Genomic DNA, 22,128 nt, shown 5'->3' with positions numbered 1-22,128 from the left:
ATAGAAGAATCTGATAGAGAGATAAGAGAGGAAGAGAATATGAAATTTAATGCAATGTTTTCACCAATCCAAATCGGACCTATGACTGTAAAGAACCGTTTTGTGGTTCCTCCGATGGGAAACAACTTTGCAAATACAGATGGAACATGGAGTGAACAGTCTGCGGCTTACTATGGAGAACGTGCAAAAGGACAGTTTGGTCTGATTACAATCGAAGCTTCTGTTGTACATCAGGGAGCTAAGGGAGGACCGAGAAAGCCTTGTCTTTATAATGATGACAGTATTGAAAGCTTGAAGAGAATTACAGATGCCTGTCACAAAGAAGGAGCGAAGGTGTCCGTTCAGCTTCAGAATGCAGGACCGGAAGGAAATGCTAAGAATGCGGGAGCACCGATTGAAGCGGCAACTGCAATTCAGAGTTCAGATGGAAGAGATATTCCGGTAGAAGTTCCAACTGAAAAAGTATATGAACTGGTAAAAGGATATGGAGAAGCAGCAGTACGTGCAATGAAGGGCGGCGTTGATGCGGTAGAAATCCATATGGCGCATGGATATTTAGTAAACTCTTTCCTGTCACCAAGAACAAATAAACGTGTGGATGAGTTCGGCGGAAGTTTTGAGAACCGTATGAGATTTTCCCGCCTGATCATCGAAGAAGTAAAAGCTAGAACAGAAGGAAAAATCGCGGTTCTTGCACGTATCAACAGTACTGAAGATATGTTTGGAGGACTGGATAATCACGATATGTGTGCGATTGCTGAATATCTGGAAGAGTGTGGAGTGGACGGATTACATGTATCCCGTGCCGTACATCTGAAAGACGAGTATATGTGGGCACCGACAGGTATCCATGGCGGATTCTCGGCAGAGCTTGTAGAGAATATTAAGAAATGTGTGTCCATTCCGGTTATTACCGTAGGACGTTACACAGAACCACAGTTTGCGGAGATTATGGTAAAGAAAGGAAGAGCTGATTTGGTTGCATTTGGACGTCAGTCTCTGGCAGATCCACATATGCCTTTGAAAGCAATGGAGGAAAGACTGGAAGATATGACACCTTGTATCGCATGTCTTCAGGGATGTGTGGCTAATATGTATGCTGGACAGCCGATCTGTTGTTTGACTAACCCGGTTCTTGGCCGTGAGTCAGAAGGTCTTCCACTGGCAGAAAAGAAGAAAAAAGTATACGTAATCGGTGGTGGTGTTGCGGGTATGTGCGCAGCATTTACGGCAAAGAGACGTGGACATGATGTTACCTTGTTTGAAGCAACCGATCGTCTTGGTGGAAATATGAGATTGGCTGCGTATCCACCAGGAAAAGGTGATATTACCAACATGATCAGAAGCTACATTGTAAAATGCGAAAAAGCCGGTGTAGATATCAAGATGAACACAAAGGTTACAGCTGAAATGCTGAAATCTGATACTCCAGATGCAGTCATCCTTGCAACAGGATCTGAAACCCTCATTCTTCCATTCATCAAAGGAATTCAGAATCCAGATATTGTGCATGGAGTAGATTGCCTGGATGGATCTCGTTCGGTAGGACATAAAGTGCTTGTTGTCGGCGGTGGTATGGTCGGAGCAGAGACTGCAGAATTCCTGGCTGAGCAGGGGCATGACGTATCTGTAATTGAGATGAGACACGAGATTGGACCAGATGTGATCCATGAACATAGAATCTTCCTGATGGAAGGATTGGAGAAATACGGTGTACAGAAGATTACAGACGCAGCAGTTTCTGAGATCTTCTCTGACGGTGTAAGCTACAAGAACGCAGCAGACAAATCCGATGAAACACTTTACGAAGTAAGAGGATTTGATACCGTTGTTCTGTCCATGGGATTCAGCTCACGCTATACACATAGAGAAGGACAGGAAGTTGTATACGATTTTGCAGATGAATTAAGAGCAATTGTACCGGAAGTACACGTAGTAGGAGATGCAGTTAGAGCACGTCGTGCGCTGGATGCAACCAAAGAAGCTTACGATGTAGCATTAAAATTGTAAGAAATATAAGAATAAAAGCTCTGTCTTGAACGAGGACAGAGCTTGGAATAAAATATAACATCAGGAGGAAACCAAGATGGAAAAAAGAATTTCAGGACATACTGGTTTGATGGGATTATTCGGAACACCAGTTGGACATTCCGGATCCCCAGCAATGTATAATTTCAGCTTCCAGCATGATGGACTGGACTATGCCTATCTGGCATTTGACGTAACAGAAGAGCAGATGCCAAAAACTTTTGAAGCAATTAAGTTATTCAATATGCGTGGGGGTAACTTTACCATGCCATGCAAGAACATTGCAGCAAAACTGGTTGATAAACTGTCTCCGGCAGCAGAGATCATCGGAGCATGTAACGTATTCGTTAACGATGACGGAGTGATTACAGGACATATTACAGACGGTATCGGATTTGTGAAAAATCTTGAGATCAATGGAGCGCCGGTAAAAGATAAAAAGACAGTTGTGTTAGGAGCTGGTGGAGCAGCAACTGCAATTCAGGTACAGCTTGCCCTTGACGGAGCAAAAGAAGTGAAGATCTTCAATATTGATGATAAGTTCTATGAGAGAGCTGAGAGCACCAAAGCAAAACTGACAGAGAAATGCCCGGACTGTGTAGTGACGGTAGATCATCTGGAAGATGCAGAAAAGCTTGCACAGGCTGTAAAGGAATGTGATATTCTGATCAATGCGACAACAATGGGAATGAAACCTTATGAAGATGTAACATTGGTTGACAAATCTTTATTCCATAAAGATTTGGTTGTAGCTGACACTGTTTATAATCCAGAAAAAACAAAGATGATTGTAGAAGCAGAAGAAGCAGGATGCAAAGCAATCGGTGGAGTAGGAATGCTTCAGCAGCAGGGAGCTGTAAACTACGAGCTTTTTGTTGGAAAAGAGATGCCTCTTGCTGAATATCAGGAATTCCAGAAACAGCAGGCAAAATAAATTACTACAAAGGTTAAAAGGAGAAGAGAGAATGAAGGCTAAGAAGTATCTATGGTCAATCATCTGTGTGTATATGTGTTATCTGACACACGGAATTCAGGCGCTTATTCTTGGACAGAATAACGTCAACTTTGCAATTCAGTGGGGATTTGATATGTCCAACCCTGAATCAGCAGCTTATGCAGCAGGACTTGCAGCAGTAAGTACTGCAATTGCGTGGACAGGATTTGGTAAATTCATCAGCGTATGGATCGGAGGAGAGATCTCTGACCGTGTAGGACGTAAGAAAATGATGGTTGGTGGAGCTGTACTTTACATCATCTGTTTCTTGGGATTCTTATTTACACAGAATGCATTAATCGCATCTGTATGTGGATTCTTAACAGGTGTTGCAACATCTGGATTCTGGGATGCAGCAGGATACCCGGCGGTACAGGAAGCATGCCCGGCAGCACCAGGATCTGCATTAATTGGAATTAAGTTCTTCGTATCTTTATCCGGTATGGTATATCCATTGATGGTAGTACAGAATGCAAGCAATGGGAACTGGAAGATGAACGTAATTATTCCACTTGTAATGTCCTTCGTATGTCTGGCACTTGCACTGATCGCACCATTTGTATACGATGATCAGAAGAAGGCAGCAAAAGGAGAGGCAAATAAAGATCACAATGCAATTCAGGATGAAATTAACGCAGCGAAAGCAGCGATGCTTCAGAAGCCAAACAAATTAGTTGTATTCTTGATCATGTTCTATGCATTCTTATGTATGGCAATCATGTATGGTGCACAGCAGTACACCAAAGCATTCGGATTATCTGTATGTGGACTTTCCGAGATGCAGGCGGCAGGTATGACATCTATCTACACAGTAGGTTCACTTTGCGCAGTACTGTTCTGGGCATTTATGATGGGAAAATTAAAATGGAACCCATTAAAAGTTATTTTGATTGACTCTATTTGTACAGCAGCAGCACTTGCAGCCGTATTATTCATCCATCAGGTAGCAGTAATCTACATTGCAATTACAATGCTTGGATTTTTTGCAGCAGGTGGAGCGCTTCAGACAGGACTTGCAGTAGTACAGTTATTCAATCCAGGACCAAAAGGAAGAAACACAGGTATCTACTATACCTTCATGGGAGCAGCAAGTTACCTGATTCCGGTTGTAGCAGCACAGCTTACAAAGGCATCTGGAGAGGCAAACGCAGTTTACACATTAATGATTATGTTATTAGTATTTGCAGGACTTGCAATTTTAAGTTCTCTGTATCTGGTAGCTCAGCACAAGAAGATCTTTGGAAAGAGCGCACTTAGCAAATAAAAATCTTTTCCTAATATAATAAGGAGAAAAGGCTTTGCCTTTAGTCTAAAAAGGCAGAGCTTTTTCTTGGCAATGGATTGTTAAAAAAAAGACGATCTATAGAAAGTACCAGAGGATTTTTAATAAAAAGCACAAAAACCATAAAAAAACATCTATGGATAGAAGGAGAAGAAGGAATGAAAGCAAAAAAGTATTTATGGTCAATCATCTGTGTGTATATGTGTTATCTGACACACGGAATTCAGGCGCTTATTCTTGGACAGAATAACGTTAACTTTGCAATTCAGTGGGGATTTGATATGTCCAACCCTGAATCAGCAGCTTATGCAGCAGGACTTGCAGCAGTAAGTACTGCAATTGCGTGGACAGGATTTGGTAAATTCGTCAGCGTATGGATCGGAGGAGAGATCTCTGACCGTGTAGGACGTAAGAAAATGATGGTTGGTGGAGCTGTACTTTACATCATCTGTTTCTTGGGATTCTTATTTACACAGAATGCATTAATCGCATCTGTATGTGGATTCTTAACAGGTGTTGCAACATCTGGATTCTGGGATGCAGCAGGATACCCGGCGGTACAGGAAGCATGCCCGGCAGCACCAGGATCTGCATTAATTGGAATTAAGTTCTTCGTATCTTTATCCGGTATGGTATATCCATTGATGGTAGTACAGAATGCAAGCAATGGGAACTGGAAGATGAACGTAATTATTCCACTTGTAATGTCCTTCGTATGTCTGGCACTTGCACTGATCGCACCATTTGTATACGATGATCAGAAGAAGGCAGCAAAAGGAGAGGCAAATAAAGATCACAATGCAATTCAGGATGAAATTAACGCAGCGAAAGCAGCGATGCTTCAGAAGCCAAACAAATTAGTTGTATTCTTGATCATGTTCTATGCATTCTTATGTATGGCAATCATGTATGGTGCACAGCAGTACACCAAAGCATTCGGATTATCTGTATGTGGACTTTCCGAGATGCAGGCGGCAGGTATGACATCTATCTACACAGTAGGTTCACTTTGCGCAGTACTGTTCTGGGCATTTATGATGGGAAAATTAAAATGGAACCCATTAAAAGTTATTTTGATTGACTCTATTTGTACAGCAGCAGCACTTGCAGCCGTATTATTCATCCATCAGGTAGCAGTAATCTACATTGCAATTACAATGCTTGGATTTTTTGCAGCAGGTGGAGCGCTTCAGACAGGACTTGCAGTAGTACAGTTATTCAATCCAGGACCAAAAGGAAGAAACACAGGTATCTACTATACCTTCATGGGAGCAGCAAGCTACCTGATTCCGGTTGTAGCAGCACAGCTTACAAAGGCATCTGGAGAGGCAAACGCAGTTTATACATTAATGATTATGTTATTAGTATTTGCAGGACTTGCAATTTTAAGTTCTCTGTATCTGGTAGCTCAGCATAAGAAGATTTTTGGAAAGAGCGCACTTAGCAAATAAGACGGTTTACAGATTGGTTGATACAAAGAGAGATTCTGGTTCAGTGGGCAGGATCTCTCTTTCAGCGCGGAGAGTTAGTAATTGATGGATTTTGTGTATGGATCTGTGAAGAAGTATTCATTAGACAGAGTCTCTTTTGCATGTTAAATTATAAACAAACAGTTGTTTGTTAAAAGACAAACAATGTGGAATGGAGGATCATCATGAAAGTACTAAAGTGGTTGGATGACTATCTGGAAGAAGCTTTATTGCTTGTACTGTTGTGTGCGATGACTTGTATTATGGGAGTTCAGATTACAGCAAGATATGTATTTTCTTCTTCGTTATCCTGGTCAGAGGAGATTACAAGATTTATGTTTATCATCTCTGGTTTTTTTAGTGCAAGCTTCTGTATCAAGAAGAGTGCATCTGTGAAGATTGATCAGTTAGTGGGTATGCTTCCTGGGAAGGGTGTTCACTATTTCCGCCTGATCAGCTATACCATACAACTTATATTTTTTGCATACTTAATTCCGTTTGCATGGAATTATATGATAGCACAGGTGGAGAGCGGACAGTTGAGTCCTGCGTGTGGAATTCCGATGTGGATTATCCAATCCTCTGCTGTGATCAGTTTTGCATTATGTGTATTTCGATTGATTCAAAAATGGGTTCAAAGAGTAGAAATGATTCTAGGAAAGGAGGAAGTGTAAGATGTCAGCCGGATTAGTACTGTTTTTGTTTTTTGTATGTTTATTGATTGCAATACCGATTTCGACTTCTCTTGGAATCGTGTCCGTATTACCAGGAGCATTTGATGCTTCCTTTACTGCAAGCGCAACTTATGTCGTGCGTTCGATGTTTGGAGGGCTTGATAGCTTCCCTTTGCTTGCCGTTCCAATGTTTATTCTTTCTGGTATTATTATGGCAAGAGGAGGAATTTCAAAGAGACTGTTTGATCTCTTCTCTTATTTTATAGGAAAGAAGACGGCTGGACTTCCATGTGCGGTTGTAGTTACTTGTCTGTTTTACGGAGCGATCTCAGGCTCAGGTATTGCGACAGTTGCAGCTGTTGGAAGTATGACAATCCCACTTTTGGTAAACTTAGGATATGATAAGAAATTCTGTACGGCGTTAGTTGCTGTTGCAGGAAGTTTAGGTGTTATCATTCCGCCTAGTATTCCATTCATTATGTTCGGTATGGCATCCGGAGTATCTGTAAGTGATATCTTCCTGGCAGGTATCGTACCGGGACTTTTAATTGGCGGAATGTTAATGGTGTATGCTGTTGTATATTGTAAGAAGAATGGTGAAGATAAAAAGAAGATTAATCATGAGATTGATCAGTTAAGAGAGCAGGGATTATGGAAAGTATTCAAGAGTAGTTTCTTTGCAGTACTTTCTCCAATCATTATTCTTGGTTGCATTTATTCAGGAATCGCATCTCCGACAGAAGCGGCAGTTATTTCTGTATTTTATTCTTTGATTGTCAGCTTATTTATTTATAAGTCCTTGAAGTTCAAAGATCTTTATCCGGTATTTGCAGAAGCAGTAAAGACCTATGCTCCGATTCTCTTTATTCTGGCAGCGTCTATTGCATTCTCACGTGTACTTACGTTGATGCAGATTCCACAGACGATCAGCGGCTGGATTCTAGAGAATTTCTCTAGTAAGGTAGTGATCTTAATTGTTGTAAATATCTTCTTATTACTGGTTGGAATGATCATGGATACGACACCTGCGATCTTGATTCTTACGCCGATTTTGATGCCAATTATGACAGGAATCGGTGTGAACCCAATTCACTTTGGTGTTATGATGGTTGTTAACCTGGCAATTGGATTTGTAACTCCTCCGATTGGAGTGAACCTGTTTGTGGCAAGCTCTTTGACAGATATTCCGGTCGTGGATATTGCAAAGCGTGCACTTCCACTGATTGGATATTTCTTAATTGCATTGTTACTGATTACGTTTATTCCACAGATCAGTCTGATCTTGTTATAAGGAGGAGAGAAAATGAAAAGAATATATCGCGCAATTATTGTTGTTGCTCTTCTTGGAATTACCGTAGGCGTCATCGCTTTTGGCGCTACCGGGTCCTCCCGAAAACAGTCGGAAGAAGAGGAGCAGCGGTATGCATGGCCTTTGGCTACCTGTAGTACGGAAGAGACGATTACTCACGTGTTTGCTTCTACATTTGCAGAGGAAGTTGGAAAATTAAGTGATGGAAAGATGAAGATTCAGGTATATCCGCAGAGTACACTAGGTGGAGACCGTGAGCTTCTGGAAAGTTGCAAAGACCAGGATATCCCATTCGTTGTGCAGTCGCCGGCCCCACAGGTAAGCTTTATGCCGGAACTCTGTGTATTTGATATTCCATGTGCATTTGATGATATTGATGATGCTAGAAAGGCAGTTGATGGAGAAGAATTCCAGAAGATTATTCAGGGGATTTATAAGAATGCCGGATATCAGCTGTTAGGAATGGCAGATCAGTGCTACCGTGTCATGACTTCAGCAAAGCCGTTTGATGGATTTGAAAGCTTTAAGGGACAGAAGATTCGTACGATGGAGAACCCATACCACCTTCAGTTTTGGAAGGCTCTAGGGGCGAATCCCACACCAATGACCTTCAGTGAAGTGTATATTGGTCTTCAGCAGGGAACCATCGATGCACAGGAGAATGCTTATGAATTATTGGTAAGCGCAAAGCTTTATGAACAGCAGGAGTATGTCATTGAGACAAATGCAGTACCTGACTATGTAACCTTGATTGTTAGTGATAAGTTCTTGGAAGGTCTTAGTAAAAAGCAGCAAACAATCATTCGCGAGGCAGCTGCAAACGCACAGGAAGCAGCCAGAGAGCAGGCAGATGAGCGCCGTGAGGAAAGAAAAAAGACTCTGGAAAAAGAAGGAATGACAATCATCGAACCAGATGATGAGACATGGAAAGAGATGCAGGATGCCTGCGCACCGGTATATGAAAATATCCGAAAACAGGCAGGAGATAAACTGGTAGATCTCTACATGGGAACAAAATAAAAAGAATATAAGAAGAAATGTTCTAGAAAAGATACCCTCTTGCATATGCTGTTATCAGCAGAACAAGGGGGTATTTGTATGAATCCATTTCAGCTATACAAAGATATACAAGCCAGAACGCACGGAGAGATTTATATTGGAGTGGTAGGACCGGTAAGAACAGGGAAATCTACGTTTATCAAACGGTTTATGGATGTGCTGGTGCTGCCCAATATGGAAGATTACAACGACAGAGAACGGACGAAGGATGAACTGCCGCAGTCCGCGTCAGGACGGACGATTATGACGACGGAACCTAAATTTATTCCCAAAGAGGCGGCCGTGATAAGACTGTCGGATGACGTACAGGTGAAGCTTCGGCTGATCGATTGTGTGGGGTATATGGTAGACGGAGCTTCCGGTCATGTGGAAGGAAGTGCAGAGCGCCAGGTGCGTACACCCTGGTTTGACCATGAGATTCCTTTTACCAAGGCGGCGGCTATTGGAACCCGCAAAGTGATTCACGATCACTCCACGATTGGAATTGTGATTACAACAGATGGAAGTATTACCGATCTTCCAAGGGAGAGTTACAGAGAAGCCGAAGAAAAAGTTATTCAGGAATTAAAAAGTATCGGGAAGCCGTTCGTAGTGCTGGTGAACTCGAAAAAACCGTACTCTGAAGAGGCGAAGGCGACAGCGGAAGAACTGCAAAAGAAGTATCAGATTCCGGCGATGCCGGTCAACTGTGAGCAGTTGAAGGAAGAGGATATCTGTCACATCATGGAGACGGTGCTCTATGCGTTCCCGGTTTGCGAGGTTCGTTTCTTTGTTCCCAAATGGGTGGAGATGCTTCCAAGAGATCATCGGATCAAACAGGATCTGCTAATACATATCAGAGGGATTTTGGATGGATTCGGTGAGATTCGGGATGCGGCATCAGGGATTGCGCCGGTAGAGAGTGACTATCTTGAGGAAATGAAGGTGGATCACATTGCTATGGACAGCGGGTGTGTGGATGTACGTATCCAGGTGGCGGAAAAGTATTATTATGAAATGTTAAGCGAGATGACTGGCACCCCTATCGCAGGCCAGTATGAGCTGATTGCCGCCATGAAAGAGCTTTCTGAGTTGAAGACAGAGTATGAGGGAGTACGGGATGCATTTGCCTCCGTGCGGATGAAAGGTTACGGTGTCGTCAGTCCGGCGAAAGAAGAGATTGCGCTGGATGCGCCGGTTCTGATCAAGCAGGGCAATAAATACGGAGTGAAGATTCGTTCCGAGGCGCCGTCCATTCATCTGATTCGCGCCAATGTAGAGACGGAGATCGCCCCCATCGTCGGAAATGAGCAGCAGGCCCAGGATCTGGTTCGATATATCAAAGAGGCTGGAGAGGAAGAAGGCGGAATCTGGAAGACAAATATCTTCGGAAAGACAGTGGAAGAACTTGTGATGGACGGTATGCAGCAGAAAATTGCGATGATTGGTGATGAGAGTCAGGAGAAGCTGCAGGATACCATGCAGAAAATTGTAAATGACAGTAATGGTGGGATGGTGTGCATTATTATTTAATCCCGGCATAGTCAAATACACTTTTTTTTGCTATAATAATAAAACGTGAAAGTAAAATAAGAGATAGAAAGACGGGGACGAAAGAGAATGAATATGAAGATACTAAAACAGCTCACGCTGATTCTTGCAATCTGTCTGGCTGCGGAGGCTTTGGTAGCATTTCTGCCTTTTGCATTTCCCAGCAGTGTGGCGGCAATTCTGATTCTTGCGATTCTGCTTGGTGCTAAGCTTTTAAAAGAGCAGCAGATTCAGGAGACTGCCGATTTTATGTTGAAGAACATGGCGCTGGTGTTCGTGCCGCTGGCCGTGGGAATGGTGGAAGACCTGGAGCTGTTGAAAGGGCAGGCGGCAGGATTCCTGATTGTGGTAGGAATCTCCTTGATTTTAACATTCCTGGGAACATACGGAACGGTAAGGCTGGTTCAGAAGTGTATGAGTAGGCTTATGAAGAAGGGAGGAAAGAAGCATGAGTAAGGTGTTTTATGACTTGTGTGCCAATCCCTTTTTCGGGCTGTTTCTGACGGTGGGAAGCTTCTATATCGGGGATTTGGTAGCGAAGAAGGTGAAATCTCCGCTGGCGAATTCGCTGTTGATTGCGATGATCATTTGTGTGGCAGTATTGAAGCTGTTTCACATTCCGTATGAGGATTATATGAAAGGGGCGCAGTATGTGACCTTCTTTCTGGTACCGGTAACGGCAATGCTTGGACTTTCCATTTATCGGCAGAGAAAGGTGCTGAAGGAAGAATTTTTCCCAATTGTGATCGGGTGTCTGGGCGGAAGTCTTCTGTCCATGGGAAGTACGGTGATCCTTTGCCGGATGCTGGCGCTGCACAGTGAGATGTTATATTCCCTTTTTCCGAAGTCAGTGACGACAGCTATAGCCATTGACGTGTCTACCCAGTTGGGAGGACTCAAATCAGTGACGATGATGGCGGTGGTGATCTGTGGTACGGCCGGGGCGATTCTGCACCCGATTATTATCCGTATGCTTAGGCTGAAGGATCCGGTGGCAATCGGTGTGGCGTTCGGTACGGCGAGTCATGCCGTTGGTACAGCCAAAGCATTGGAGATAGGAGAAGTGGAAGGCGCCGTCAGCGGTGTGGCAGTGGGAGTTGCAGGAATCTGTACGGTAATGATTGCATTATTTATATAAAAAGGGTAGTATAAAGATACATATTTATAAACGAAAGATCTTGGAGGTACAATATGAGAGTTGCGATTATCACAGCAAACACAGAAATATACAGAGAGACAGAGGCAGATGAGTCTGGCGCTGTTATCAGAGAGATGATGAAAGAGGCAGGATGGGACATCGTGTTCCAAAAGGCGTTGCCGTTAGATAGAAAAGTGCTGGGAACTGTGATGCAGAGAATGGCAGACGGTCATTTGACAGATCTGATCTTAACGACAGGGGGCGCCGGATGTAAGCCTCAGGACTGCACGCCGGAGGCAACGAAGGATATTATTGACCGGGAAGTTCCGGGAATTCCGGAGGCAATGCGGGCACACACGATGAATCTGACGATGCGTTCTATGTTAAATAGGGGTACGGCGGGGATCCGTGGAGATGTGCTGATTATCAATCTTCCTGGAAAGGCAAAGGCTGTGAAGGCAGATCTTCGTTATCTTCTTCCAGAGTTGAACCACGCAGTAGAAGTGGTTAAGGGAGAGGTCTAAACATGCAGGAACCGATGTCGAGACTGACGCAGAAGGTACAGGTGACTTACCTGGCGCACAGCGGATTTGCAGTAGAGATCGGAGAGAAGGTATTGATTTTTGATTACTATGAAGGCGATCTTTCCTTTATCTCTACGAAGAAACAAGTATACTTTTTTGCAAGTCATGCGCATTATGATCATTTTAAGAGAAGAATTTTTCAGTGGGCGGACAAGTGTGAACATGTCCGCTACATTTTGTCAGACGATATTCAGGCAAAAGGACCGAAGGGGCAGACTCTTAAGGTCCAGGCAAGGCAGAAATTAAAGCTTGATGATCTGAAGATTCAAACGCTTCGCTCTACAGATCAGGGAGTGGCATTTCTGGTGGAGACGGAAGGGATACGCCTCTATCATGCGGGAGACTTGAACTGGTGGCACTGGGAAGAAGAGGGGGAAGTTTACAATGAGAGAATGCGCCGTAATTATCAGCATGAGATTCGAAAAGTGCTGGAAGGACGGCGGATTGATATTGCGTTTCTTCCTTTGGATCCTAGGCAGCAGGAGCAGTACAGTCTGGGGCTGGATTACTACATGAGACATACCCAGACCCGTTATGTATTTCCAATGCATATGTGGGAAAAATACGAAACCTGCGAAAGGTTTCTTAAGGATCCGGTATCAGAGGATTATCGAGAAAAAGTGCAGCGGGTGATAGGTCCGCAGCAGAAGTTTGAACTGAAAGGAGAGACTGCATGCAGGTAAAGATCTATACAGACGGAGCAGCCAGAGGCAATCCGGACGGACCGGGAGGTTATGGTACGGTTTTGGAATATGTAGATTCCAAAGGAACACTTCACACCAGAGAACTTTCGCAAGGGTACCGGAAGACCACCAACAACCGTATGGAACTGATGGCGGTAATCGCGGGACTGGAGGCGCTGAACCGCCCATGCGAGGTAGAACTTTATTCCGATTCCAAGTACGTAGTGGATGCATTTAACCAGCACTGGATTGATGGATGGCTTAAGAAAGGCTGGAAGCGCGGCAAGAACGAGCCAGTGAAAAATGTAGATCTGTGGAAACGGCTTTTGGCGGCAAAGGCGCAGCATCAGGTTCGCTTTATCTGGGTGAAAGGACATGATGGACATCCGCAGAATGAACGGTGCGATACACTGGCAACGACGGCAGCAGATGGGATGGATCTGATTGTGGATGAAGGAATTTAGGAATTGTATTTTTGACAGAACTATGATATAGTAACCAAAGCAAGTAAGACAGGTAATCGCAGCTGCGTATGCCGAAAGGCTGCAGGTGAGGAAAGTCCGGGCTTCACAGGGCAGGATGCCGGATAACGTCCGGTGGAGGCGACTCCAAGGCCAGTGCAACAGAGATATACCGCGTTTGCAATGAGCCATGCGCCATACCCATTTGGCGGCGTGTAAAGTTATTTACATACGATGCCAAATGGCGTGTGGCTCATTGCAAACGTAAGGGTGGAAAGGCAGTGTAAGAGACTACCGCCCTGTTGGTAACAACAGGGGCACATGTAAACCCCATCCGAAGCAAGACCGGAAAAAGACAATGTGGCGGCCCGTCACGTCTTAGGTAGGTTGCTGGAACCTGCCGGTAACGGCAGGTCTAGATAGATGATTACCCAACGACATAACCCGGCTTATCGTCTTGCTTGTTTTTTATTACCAAATGAATTTGATATGCAAAAAATCCCTGGCAGGATATATATCCCGCCAGGGATTTTTATAGTTGATGGTTCTATTTTAGCGATATTTTTCTTCGCAGTACTGACAGCGGTAGATCTCGTTCTCTGGATCAGTCAGTACGAATACATGATCTAATTCCTGTTCAATAGAGGTGATACATCTAGGGTTCTTGCAGCGGATCACATTGGTGATCTTCTTTGGAAGATGCAGACACTTCTTATCTACAATCTGAGAATCCTGAATGATATTGACTGTGATGTTGTGGTCAATAAATCCGAGAATATCAAGATCCATGAAGTCGATCGGACATTCAATCTTCATAATGTCTTTCTTTCCCATTTTGCTGCTCTTTGCATTCTTGATGATTGCCACACAGCAGTCCAGCTTGTCAAGATGCAGATATTTGTAGATATCCATACTTTTTCCGGCCTGGATGTGATCCAGCACGAATCCTTCTTCGATTCTTCCGACGTTCAATGTATTCTTTACCATTTGTCTTCCTCCCTCTATACTTCGATTTCCAGCAGTGTCAGAATCAGAGCCATACGGATGTAGACACCGTACTGCATCTGTTTGAAGTAAGCAGCTCTTGGATCGTCATCTACTTCCACGGAGATTTCATTCACTCGTGGGAGTGGATGAAGAACGTACATATCTTCCGGAGCGAGCGCCATTTTCTTGGCGTCCAGAATATAGAAGTCTTTCATACGTACATAGTCCTCTTCATTGAAGAAACGCTCCTTCTGTACACGTGTCATATAGAGGAGATCCAGATTCGGGAGCGCATCTTCCAGACGAACGACTTCCTCATAAGGAACGCCTTTTTGATCCAGCACATCCTCTCGGATATAGCTTGGAAGACGAAGCTCTTCCGGGGAAATGAGAACGAAGCGGATCCCTTCATATCTGACCAACGCATGGATCAGTGAGTGGACGGTACGCCCGAACTTTAAGTCTCCGCACAGACCGATGGTCATGTGATCCAAACGTCCCTTTAAAGAGCGAATGGTCAGAAGATCCGTCAAGGTCTGGGTAGGATGCTGATGTCCGCCATCTCCGGCATTAATTACAGGGATGGAAGAGTGACGGCACGCAACCATAGGAGCGCCCTCTTTTGGATGGCGCATCGCGCAGATATCGGCGTAACAGGAGATGGTGCGGATGGTGTCAGATACACTTTCTCCCTTGGAAGCAGAACTGGAGTCAGCAGAAGAAAATCCCATAATACTTCCGCCCAGATTCAGCATGGCCGCCTCGTGGCTTAATCTCGTTCTGGTACTTGGCTCGTAGAATAAAGTTGCAAGCTTCTTGCCGTCACAGGCATGGGCATACTTGTCCGGATGGGCCTCAATGTCTCCCGCAAGGTCCATCAGTCTGTCCAGCTCTTCTACAGAAAAATCCAGTGGACTCATCAAATGTCTCATAAAAAACCTCCTCTTTCGTTCACAATACGATTCGTTTACTTTACAGGAATTTTCGATCAGGTAAAAAATCCTCGTATCATCATATACCATATAGAAGAGATTTTCAATGTCTGGAAAGAATTTTTTCAAATATCAGACCGGCGAAAAATATCGAGGAGCGTAGATTTTATGCAGAAAATGTATTATAATACAATCTAGTATGCAAAAATGCAGTTGTAAGAAAAAGGAGATAGACAAAACAGATGAGTACACTAGAGGAATTGCGGGAACAGATGGACGAAGTTGATGATCAGATTGTGAAGCTGTATCGGGAACGGATGCACCTATGCGACGAGATCGGCGCCTATAAAGTAAGAAGCGGTGTCAAGGTATTAGATCGCCAGCGGGAACGGGAAAAACTGCAGCATGTGACAGGACAGATGGAAGATGAATTCTGTAAAAAGGGAGTCAGAGAACTCTTTGAGCAGTTAATGAGTATGGGAAGAAAATTGCAGTATCAGCGCCTGGTGGAGGCTGGAGCGCTGGGAAGACTGCCCTTTATCGGAGTAGACAGCCTGGATGCAGAAGGCGCAAGAGTGGTATTTCCGGGAACGGAAGGCGCTTACAGTCAGGCGGCGACGGAACACTACTTTGGAAAAAACTGCAACAGCTTCTACGTGAAGACCTTCCGCGAAGCGATGGAGGCGATTGAAGAGGGATCGGCAGATTTTGCAGTGCTGCCCATTGAGAACTCCACGGCAGGAGCGGTGGATGAGATGTATGACCTTCTGGTTGAATTTGAAAACTATATTGTGGGGGAGACAGTGATACCGATTCAGAATACCCTGTCTGCGCTTCCGGGAACGAAGTTCGATGAGATTGAACGGGTATATTCCAAGGGAGTGGCGCTTATGCAGGCGTCCAAATTCTTAGAGGAGCATGGAGACTGGCAGCAGATCAGTGTGGCTAATACGGCGATTGCGGCCAAGAAGGTAAGAGATGAACAGGACAAAAGCCAAGCGGCAGTGTGCAGCGCTTATGCGGCAGAAGTACACGGTCTGGAAGTGCTGGCAGACAACATCAATGACGAAAGCGGCAATTGTACCCGGTTCATCGTGGTGACCAACCAGAAGATTTTCTTAAAAGATGCATCCAAGATCAGCCTGTGTGTGGAACATTCTCACGAAAGCGGATCTTTGTACCATATGCTGTCTCATTTTATTTATAATGATCTGAATATGACGAAGATCGAGTCCCGCCCCATTGAAGGAAGGAACTGGGAATATCGTTTCTTCATTGATATTGAGGGAAATCTGGCAGACGCAGCAGTGAAAAATGCGATACGCGGACTTCGGGAAGAAGCGAGAAGCTTACGCATTCTTGGAAATTATTAGGAGGTTCCGGCGATGAAGATGAATGAATGTATATTATATCGGTTAAGAGAAGAAGATCAGATTCTGAAAGACATGGATTTCCTGATCGAGAATTATGAGAATTCCTATTATAATAGAGAAGATATGAAAGGGCTTTTCTATACCTGTGTGGGAAAGCTTTTGGATCTTTCGGTCAGTCACGGTTTTACCGGGAATCTCTGGCAGGACTATCTTACTTATTATCTGGTCAGCCATGAGAATGGTTATAGTACGTCCTGTGAGATTGTGGGAGAAGTGGAAGGCAGTATCAATGAGGCTGCACTGCATGATTTTTGTATTTTAAAAAGCCTTTATGACTATGATTTCACAGAGATGGAGACGGCTCTTGGAGTGGAGGGGCTGTCTATGATTCGCGCATATACCGCGCCGGATGGCCATGGAAAGGTCTTCAACCGAAGAATCCGGGATCGGATCGATGAGCTTGCAGTCAGCCTTTCCAAAGCAGATACGGCAGAAGTGTTCAAAGATCGGATGACACAGTTCTATCGTGAATTTGGCGTTGGAAAGCTAGGGCTTCACAAAGCGTTTCGAGTGGCGCATACAGAAGGCGGTGTACAGATCTTACCGATTACCAAGATTGCCCACGTACACCTTGACGATCTGGTGGGATATGAGACGGCGAAGAAGAAGCTGATCGACAACACGGAGGCCTTTGTAGCAGGAAGAAAAGCCAATAACTGTCTGCTCTTTGGAGATGCGGGAACGGGAAAATCTTCGTCTATTAAGGCGATTCTGAATCAATATTATGACCGGGGACTTCGAATGATCGAGGTTTATAAGCATCAGTTCCAGGATTTAAACGAGGTGATTTCACAGATCAAAAACAGAAATTATAAATTCATTATTTATATGGATGATCTGTCATTCGAGGAATTTGAGATTGAATATAAATATTTAAAAGCAGTGATTGAAGGTGGATTGGAGAAAAAGCCGGACAATGTGCTGATCTATGCGACTTCCAACAGGCGCCATCTGATCCGGGAGACCTTCCGGGACAAAGAGGACCGGGATGAGGAACTGCACACCAATGATACGGTACAGGAGAAGCTTTCACTGGTGGCGCGGTTTGGAGTGACCATCTACTTTGGAAAACCGGAAAAGAAAGAATTCCAGGAGATTGTGCGTCGGCTTGCGAAGCGTGCAGGATTAGAGATGCCTGAGGAAGAACTTTTGCTGGAAGCAAATAAATGGGAATTGAGTCACGGAGGATTATCCGGGCGTACGGCGCAGCAGTTTATCGACTATCTGTCCGGAACCGGGGAGAAACTGGCATGAAGAAGGATCTGACAGGCGGCAGCGTACAGAAAACGATGCTTTTGTTCGCGGCGCCCATGATTCTAGGGAATCTTTTGCAGCAGTGCTATAACATTGCAGATACCTTTATTGTAGGACGGTTCCTGGGAGCAGAGGCGTTAGCGGCAGTGGGATCAGCTTATACGTTGATGACGTTCTTGACCTCCATTCTGATTGGGCTTTGCATGGGAAGCGGATCTGTCTATTCCTTCTACTTCGGAAAAAGGGACGAAGAGAAAATGAAAGAATCCATGCTGACGGCATTCTTCCTGATTGGAGGCGTGACGGTTCTAATGAATCTCATTGTGTTTGCAGGGATTGATTTTATTCTGAAAGTTCTGCGGGTGCCGGAAGACTTGTATCTTCTGATGCGAGAGTATGTGTGGGTAATCTTCCTGGGAATCTTTTTTGTATTCCTCTACAATTATTTTTCATTTTTGCTTCGTGCGGTAGGCAATTCCGTGACGCCGCTTTGGTTCCTTGGGATCTCGGCGGCGGTGAATATCGTACTGGATCTGGTATTTGTGGTAGGATTTGACTGGGGTGTCGGCGGAGCGGCAGCGGCGACCGTGATCTCTCAGGTTATTTCCGGTGGCGGTATCGGAATCTATACCTGGAGGAAGGAACCAAGCCTTCGGCCAAGTCTTTCGATGTTTCGAAAGATGCGGGAAAATGTGGAGGAGATTACCCGGTTTTCTCTGGCTGCCAGCATCCAGCAGTCGGTGATGAACTTTGGAATCCTGATGATTCAGGGTCTGGTTAACAGCTTTGGAACAGCGGTTATGGCAGCATTTGCGGCAGCAGTGAAGATTGATTCCTTCGCATATATGCCTGCACAGGAATTTGGAAATGCGTTCTCGATCTTCACTTCTCAGAATTACGGGGCTGGGAAGGAAGAGCGCGTTCGAGAGGGGACCCGGGCGTCGGTGAGGACGACCCTTTTGTTCTGTGCATTCATTTCCGTACTGGTATTTTTACTGGCACCCTATCTGATGATGATTTTTGTGGATCCGGCGAAGGCGCAGATTATTGAGATCGGCGTCCAGTATCTGCGTATTGAGGGAGCATGCTACTGTGGAATCGGACTGCTCTTTCTGTTGTATGGATATTACCGCGGTGTGGGAAGACCGGAGATGTCGGTAGTGTTAACCGTCATTTCTCTGGGAACAAGGGTACTCCTTGCTTACATATTAGCGCCGAAATACGGCGTGACGATGATTTGGTGGGCGATTCCAATCGGATGGGTACTTGCCGATGTGACAGGATTCTGGTATATGAAAAGGTGTAAGACGAAGAAGGCGTAGAAAAGGTGTGAAAAACCAAATAATACTTGAAATAAATGCTCCGGGAGGGTATAATATTTACGAAAATTGTAAAGTTATGTTGAATCACAATGAGGAGTGAAAGTATGAAGTGGTATTGGAAATGCATGTTCGGGGGTGCGTGCATACTGGGAGTATGGAGTGATTCTGTTAAGTGTACTTTCGCGCAGGTGGCGGTCGAAGGTGCGGTCGATAGTAGTACTTTTTCCGCAGTTGATCCAGTGAATGCAGTAATTGCCACAGGAGTTATGCTGGTGATTGGTATTTTTGCATATATGAAACGACATAAGAAAGACAGATAAGGGGAACTGACAATGCGGGCGATATGGGTATTGTCAGTTTTTTCGCGTGCAGAGATAGAAGGAAAATTTTGGAATTGATGGAATGAGATAAAAGGGAGAAATACGATATGGAAGATTTACTAAAACAGAAAAAGAAAGGATTACAGTGGATACATAAAGCGATGCTGTTGGCATTTGCGGATATTATGATAGTAGCGGGATCCTATTATCTGGCACTTTTGTTGCGGTTTGATTTCGTGTACTCCAGTATTCCTGTTGAATACATCCAGGGATATCTGTGGTCGATGCCGTATTGGATCGTATCTACGGTAGTAGTCTTCTATGTCTGCCGATTGTATCACAGTATCTGGAGACTTGCCAGTGTGGCGGAGCTTCGGATGATACTGACCGCGTATGTGGTACTGATTCCGGTGCAGGTGATTGGCGGAATCTTCATGCATCTTAGAATGCCAAGAAGCTATTACTTCATGGGATACGTCTTAAGCTTCTGCCTGACAACGGGAATTCGGTTCTCCTATCGGATTATTCGATTCTATGCCAGCAGAATAGCGGTGGCAGATGAGAAGGATGACCGGATTATGATCATCGGCGCAGGTTCGGCAGGACAGATCTTAATTAAGGAGTTAATCAATTCACAGAAGCTTCATACCAGGGTTTGCTGTGTCATTGATGATAATCCAAATAAAAAAGGCCGTATGCTGGAGGGTGTCCCGATTGTGGGAAATCGCTATGACATTCCGGAAATGGTGCGTAAGTATGAGGTGAATCACATTATCTATGCGATTCCGGCTACCACCGGAAAGAACATGAAGGCGATCTTAAATATCTGTAAGGATACAGGGTGCCGGATGCAGACGGTTCCGGGAGTCTATCAGTTAGTAAATGGAGAGGTAAGTGTCAGTAAGCTTCGAAACGTAGAGATCTCTGACCTCTTGGGACGAGCTCAGGTGAAGGTGAACTTAGAAGAGATCTTAGGATATGTGCAGGGAAAGGTTGTTATGGTTACCGGCGGAGGCGGTTCTATCGGAAGTGAGATCTGCCGTCAGCTGGCAGCTCACGGGGTGAAGCAGCTGATTATCTTCGATATCTATGAGAATAATGCTTATGAGATTCAGCAGGAATTAAAACGCAAATACCCGGAACTTGATCTGGTGACGCTCATTGGTTCTGTCAGAAACACACACAGAATCAACAGCATTATGGAAGAATACCGTCCGGAGGTGGTCTACCATGCGGCAGCGCATAAGCATGTGCCACTTATGGAAGACAGTCCGAATGAGGCGATTAAGAATAATGTGCTTGGTACTTATAAGACCGCTTCGGCAGCAGGAAAGTATCATGTAAAGAAGTTCGTGCTGATCTCTACCGATAAAGCGGTGAATCCGACGAATATTATGGGAGCGTCTAAGAGAATGTGCGAAATGATCGTGCAGACATTGGATCATTATTATCCGACGGAGTTCGTAGCTGTACGATTCGGCAACGTACTTGGAAGTAACGGAAGTGTGATTCCGCTCTTTAAGAAGCAGATTGCAGAAGGCGGTCCGGTAACGGTTACCCACCCTGACATTATTCGGTATTTTATGACGATACCGGAGGCGGTATCTCTGGTACTGCAGGCGGGCGCGTATGCAAAAGGCGGAGAGATCTTTATCTTAGATATGGGAGATCCGGTGAAGATTGCAGATCTTGCGAAGAACCTGATCCGTCTGTCCGGCTTAAGAGTGGGAGAAGATATTGAGATTAAATATACAGGACTTCGTCCGGGAGAGAAGTTGTATGAGGAACTTCTGATGGACGAAGAAGGAATGCAGGATACGGATAATCAGCTGATCCATATCGGAAAACCGATTGAGATGGATGAGCAGAAGTTTATGCAGCAGTTGGAAAGACTTAAGGAAGCGGCCAATGAGGACAGTGATAAGGTGCGGCAGATGGTGAAAGAGATCGTGCCGACGTATCAACCGAAGGAAGTAGATATAGTATATTAAGAAGAAAAAAGAGGGCTTAAAAAGGTGAGAGGATATAATGGATTTTATAATAGATATATTAAACGACTTATAGATATTGTAATCACAGGAACTGCATTATTGATTTTGTGGCCTTTTTATTTGATTTTATCATTAGCAGTAATTATAGAGGATGGATTTCCAGTGTTTTATAGAGCAGATCGGGGTGGATATCAAAATAAGCCATTCAAAATATGTAAATTCCGATCTATGGTGAAAAATGCAGATAAAATCGGAGGAGGAACGACAGCGTTCAATGATCCTAGAATTACAAAAATTGGAAATATTCTTAGAAAGACAAAATTAGATGAAATTCCACAGTTGGGACAGGTATTTCTTGGGAAAATGAGTCTGATTGGTCCGAGACCGGAATTACTTCGTTATACAAATCAATACGAAGGGGAAGAAAAAGATATATTAAAAGTACGTCCGGGTATTACGGACTTTAGTTCTGTGGAATTTATCAATTTAGATGAAATTGTTGGTGGAGAAAATGCCGACGAAATGTATGAAAAGCATGTATTAAAAAAGAAAAATGCATTGCGTGTAAAATATGCACATGAAGTATCATTTAGAACGGATGTTTATATTTTATTTAAAACATTAGGAGCAGTTTTTCATAAAGCATTCGGGTTTTTATTTAAAAACGAGCATAGATAG

Annotated in this window: 21 protein-coding genes and 1 other RNA gene; 20 read left to right on the top strand and 2 right to left on the bottom strand. The window is 44.3% G+C overall.

The genetic code is table 11. The annotated features are described in order from the left end of the window. Positions 1-39 precede the first annotated feature (39 nt). The 14 genes from WKT00_RS03220 to rnpB all read left to right on the top strand — a co-directional run bounded on the left by WKT00_RS03220 (position 40) and on the right by rnpB (position 13,679). The gene (locus tag WKT00_RS03220) at positions 40-2,010 is read left to right on the top strand and encodes an FAD-dependent oxidoreductase (protein ID WP_340260922.1); all 1,971 of its coding nucleotides are present in this window, start codon (positions 40-42) and stop codon (positions 2,008-2,010) included. 76 nt (positions 2,011-2,086) lie between these two features. Further along, the gene (gene aroE / locus WKT00_RS03215) at positions 2,087-2,962 is read left to right on the top strand and encodes a shikimate dehydrogenase (protein WP_101694183.1); all 876 of its coding nucleotides are present in this window, start codon (positions 2,087-2,089) and stop codon (positions 2,960-2,962) included. Between the two features lie 31 nt (positions 2,963-2,993). Further along, on the top strand, positions 2,994-4,286 hold the full coding sequence (locus tag WKT00_RS03210; protein WP_101694184.1) for an MFS transporter: 1,293 nt from the start codon (positions 2,994-2,996) through the stop codon (positions 4,284-4,286). A gap of 176 nt (positions 4,287-4,462) precedes the next feature. After that, entirely contained in the window at positions 4,463-5,755 is a 1,293-nt protein-coding gene (locus tag WKT00_RS03205) for an MFS transporter (RefSeq protein WP_340260918.1), read from the top strand. 203 nt (positions 5,756-5,958) lie between these two features. Continuing rightward, complete coding sequence (locus tag WKT00_RS03200) at positions 5,959-6,447, top strand: TRAP transporter small permease (protein ID WP_340260916.1); 489 nt, start codon at positions 5,959-5,961, stop codon at positions 6,445-6,447. 1 nt (position 6,448) lies between these two features. Beyond that, a complete protein-coding gene (locus tag WKT00_RS03195; protein ID WP_173815081.1) occupies positions 6,449-7,738 on the top strand; it encodes a TRAP transporter large permease in 1,290 nt (429 codons plus the stop codon). Between the two features lie 12 nt (positions 7,739-7,750). After that, positions 7,751-8,776 carry a TRAP transporter substrate-binding protein gene (locus tag WKT00_RS03190; RefSeq protein ID WP_340260914.1) on the top strand — a complete coding sequence of 342 codons (1,026 nt, stop codon included), beginning with the start codon at positions 7,751-7,753 and terminating at the stop codon, positions 8,774-8,776. A gap of 78 nt (positions 8,777-8,854) precedes the next feature. Continuing rightward, entirely contained in the window at positions 8,855-10,327 is a 1,473-nt protein-coding gene (gene spoIVA / locus WKT00_RS03185; protein WP_340260912.1) for a stage IV sporulation protein A, read from the top strand. A gap of 93 nt (positions 10,328-10,420) precedes the next feature. Beyond that, positions 10,421-10,801 (top strand): CidA/LrgA family protein, encoded by a 381-nt coding sequence (locus tag WKT00_RS03180; RefSeq protein WP_242962615.1) that lies wholly within the window; start codon positions 10,421-10,423, stop codon positions 10,799-10,801. Continuing rightward, a complete protein-coding gene (locus tag WKT00_RS03175) occupies positions 10,794-11,483 on the top strand; it encodes an LrgB family protein (RefSeq protein WP_101694191.1) in 690 nt (229 codons plus the stop codon). The genes WKT00_RS03180 and WKT00_RS03175 overlap by 8 nt, the downstream gene beginning before the upstream one ends. A 53-nt stretch (positions 11,484-11,536) precedes the next feature. Next, complete coding sequence (locus WKT00_RS03170) at positions 11,537-12,007, top strand: MogA/MoaB family molybdenum cofactor biosynthesis protein (protein WP_340260908.1); 471 nt, start codon at positions 11,537-11,539, stop codon at positions 12,005-12,007. Positions 12,008-12,009: 2 nt separating this feature from the next. Then, the gene (locus tag WKT00_RS03165; RefSeq protein WP_340260906.1) at positions 12,010-12,750 is read left to right on the top strand and encodes an MBL fold metallo-hydrolase; all 741 of its coding nucleotides are present in this window, start codon (positions 12,010-12,012) and stop codon (positions 12,748-12,750) included. Beyond that, entirely contained in the window at positions 12,741-13,214 is a 474-nt protein-coding gene (gene rnhA / locus WKT00_RS03160; RefSeq protein ID WP_101694193.1) for a ribonuclease HI, read from the top strand. The genes WKT00_RS03165 and rnhA overlap by 10 nt, the downstream gene beginning before the upstream one ends. Before the next feature lie 40 nt (positions 13,215-13,254). Then, positions 13,255-13,679, top strand: an RNA gene (gene rnpB / locus WKT00_RS03155) — RNase P RNA component class A. 84 nt (positions 13,680-13,763) lie between these two features. On the opposite strand, the gene WKT00_RS03150 is transcribed toward rnpB, so the two are convergent. Together WKT00_RS03150 and pyrB are read right to left on the bottom strand one after the other, a co-directional pair. Beyond that, on the bottom strand, positions 13,764-14,198 hold the full coding sequence (locus tag WKT00_RS03150) for an aspartate carbamoyltransferase regulatory subunit (RefSeq protein ID WP_101694194.1): 435 nt from the start codon (positions 14,196-14,198) through the stop codon (positions 13,764-13,766). A 14-nt stretch (positions 14,199-14,212) separates the two neighbouring features. Further along, positions 14,213-15,130, bottom strand: coding sequence for an aspartate carbamoyltransferase (pyrB, locus tag WKT00_RS03145; protein ID WP_101694195.1), 918 nt, complete (start codon positions 15,128-15,130; stop codon positions 14,213-14,215). Between the two features lie 242 nt (positions 15,131-15,372). Between pyrB and pheA the strand changes: the two genes are divergently transcribed. The 6 genes from pheA to WKT00_RS03115 all read left to right on the top strand — a co-directional run bounded on the left by pheA (position 15,373) and on the right by WKT00_RS03115 (position 22,128). Next, positions 15,373-16,503, top strand: coding sequence for a prephenate dehydratase (gene pheA, locus WKT00_RS03140; protein ID WP_340260899.1), 1,131 nt, complete (start codon positions 15,373-15,375; stop codon positions 16,501-16,503). Positions 16,504-16,515: 12 nt separating this feature from the next. Next, a complete protein-coding gene (locus WKT00_RS03135) occupies positions 16,516-17,817 on the top strand; it encodes an ATP-binding protein (protein ID WP_101694197.1) in 1,302 nt (433 codons plus the stop codon). Then, positions 17,814-19,139, top strand: coding sequence for an MATE family efflux transporter (locus tag WKT00_RS03130; RefSeq protein WP_340261559.1), 1,326 nt, complete (start codon positions 17,814-17,816; stop codon positions 19,137-19,139). Before WKT00_RS03135 ends, WKT00_RS03130 begins: the two co-directional genes overlap by 4 nt. A 104-nt stretch (positions 19,140-19,243) precedes the next feature. Next, on the top strand, positions 19,244-19,459 hold the full coding sequence (locus tag WKT00_RS03125) for a hypothetical protein (RefSeq protein ID WP_101694199.1): 216 nt from the start codon (positions 19,244-19,246) through the stop codon (positions 19,457-19,459). A gap of 107 nt (positions 19,460-19,566) precedes the next feature. Beyond that, positions 19,567-21,450 (top strand): polysaccharide biosynthesis protein, encoded by a 1,884-nt coding sequence (locus tag WKT00_RS03120; protein WP_340260894.1) that lies wholly within the window; start codon positions 19,567-19,569, stop codon positions 21,448-21,450. Positions 21,451-21,474: 24 nt separating this feature from the next. Further along, positions 21,475-22,128, top strand: coding sequence for a sugar transferase (locus WKT00_RS03115; protein ID WP_340260892.1), 654 nt, complete (start codon positions 21,475-21,477; stop codon positions 22,126-22,128).

The organism is Dorea sp. ICN-14282, assembly GCF_037890115.1.
Classification (GTDB): Bacteria; Bacillota; Clostridia; order Lachnospirales; family Lachnospiraceae; genus Dorea_B; species Dorea_B phocaeensis.
This window is presented reverse-complemented; position numbering and strand designations above follow the sequence as displayed.

Coding starts and splice junctions, on each gene's coding strand:
- WKT00_RS03170 (WP_340260908.1), top strand. CDS start 11,537: ATGAGAGTTGCGATTATCACAGCAAACACAGAAATATACAGAGAGACA.
- WKT00_RS03220 (WP_340260922.1), top strand. CDS start 40: ATGAAATTTAATGCAATGTTTTCACCAATCCAAATCGGACCTATGACT.
- pheA (WP_340260899.1), top strand. CDS start 15,373: ATGAGTACACTAGAGGAATTGCGGGAACAGATGGACGAAGTTGATGAT.
- pyrB (WP_101694195.1), bottom strand. CDS start 15,130: ATGAGACATTTGATGAGTCCACTGGATTTTTCTGTAGAAGAGCTGGAC.
- WKT00_RS03130 (WP_340261559.1), top strand. CDS start 17,814: ATGAAGAAGGATCTGACAGGCGGCAGCGTACAGAAAACGATGCTTTTG.
- WKT00_RS03205 (WP_340260918.1), top strand. CDS start 4,463: ATGAAAGCAAAAAAGTATTTATGGTCAATCATCTGTGTGTATATGTGT.
- spoIVA (WP_340260912.1), top strand. CDS start 8,855: ATGAATCCATTTCAGCTATACAAAGATATACAAGCCAGAACGCACGGA.
- aroE (WP_101694183.1), top strand. CDS start 2,087: ATGGAAAAAAGAATTTCAGGACATACTGGTTTGATGGGATTATTCGGA.
- WKT00_RS03135 (WP_101694197.1), top strand. CDS start 16,516: ATGAAGATGAATGAATGTATATTATATCGGTTAAGAGAAGAAGATCAG.
- WKT00_RS03180 (WP_242962615.1), top strand. CDS start 10,421: ATGAAGATACTAAAACAGCTCACGCTGATTCTTGCAATCTGTCTGGCT.
- WKT00_RS03120 (WP_340260894.1), top strand. CDS start 19,567: ATGGAAGATTTACTAAAACAGAAAAAGAAAGGATTACAGTGGATACAT.
- rnhA (WP_101694193.1), top strand. CDS start 12,741: ATGCAGGTAAAGATCTATACAGACGGAGCAGCCAGAGGCAATCCGGAC.
- WKT00_RS03165 (WP_340260906.1), top strand. CDS start 12,010: ATGCAGGAACCGATGTCGAGACTGACGCAGAAGGTACAGGTGACTTAC.
- WKT00_RS03195 (WP_173815081.1), top strand. CDS start 6,449: ATGTCAGCCGGATTAGTACTGTTTTTGTTTTTTGTATGTTTATTGATT.
- WKT00_RS03190 (WP_340260914.1), top strand. CDS start 7,751: ATGAAAAGAATATATCGCGCAATTATTGTTGTTGCTCTTCTTGGAATT.
- WKT00_RS03150 (WP_101694194.1), bottom strand. CDS start 14,198: ATGGTAAAGAATACATTGAACGTCGGAAGAATCGAAGAAGGATTCGTG.
- WKT00_RS03175 (WP_101694191.1), top strand. CDS start 10,794: ATGAGTAAGGTGTTTTATGACTTGTGTGCCAATCCCTTTTTCGGGCTG.
- WKT00_RS03200 (WP_340260916.1), top strand. CDS start 5,959: ATGAAAGTACTAAAGTGGTTGGATGACTATCTGGAAGAAGCTTTATTG.
- WKT00_RS03210 (WP_101694184.1), top strand. CDS start 2,994: ATGAAGGCTAAGAAGTATCTATGGTCAATCATCTGTGTGTATATGTGT.
- WKT00_RS03125 (WP_101694199.1), top strand. CDS start 19,244: ATGAAGTGGTATTGGAAATGCATGTTCGGGGGTGCGTGCATACTGGGA.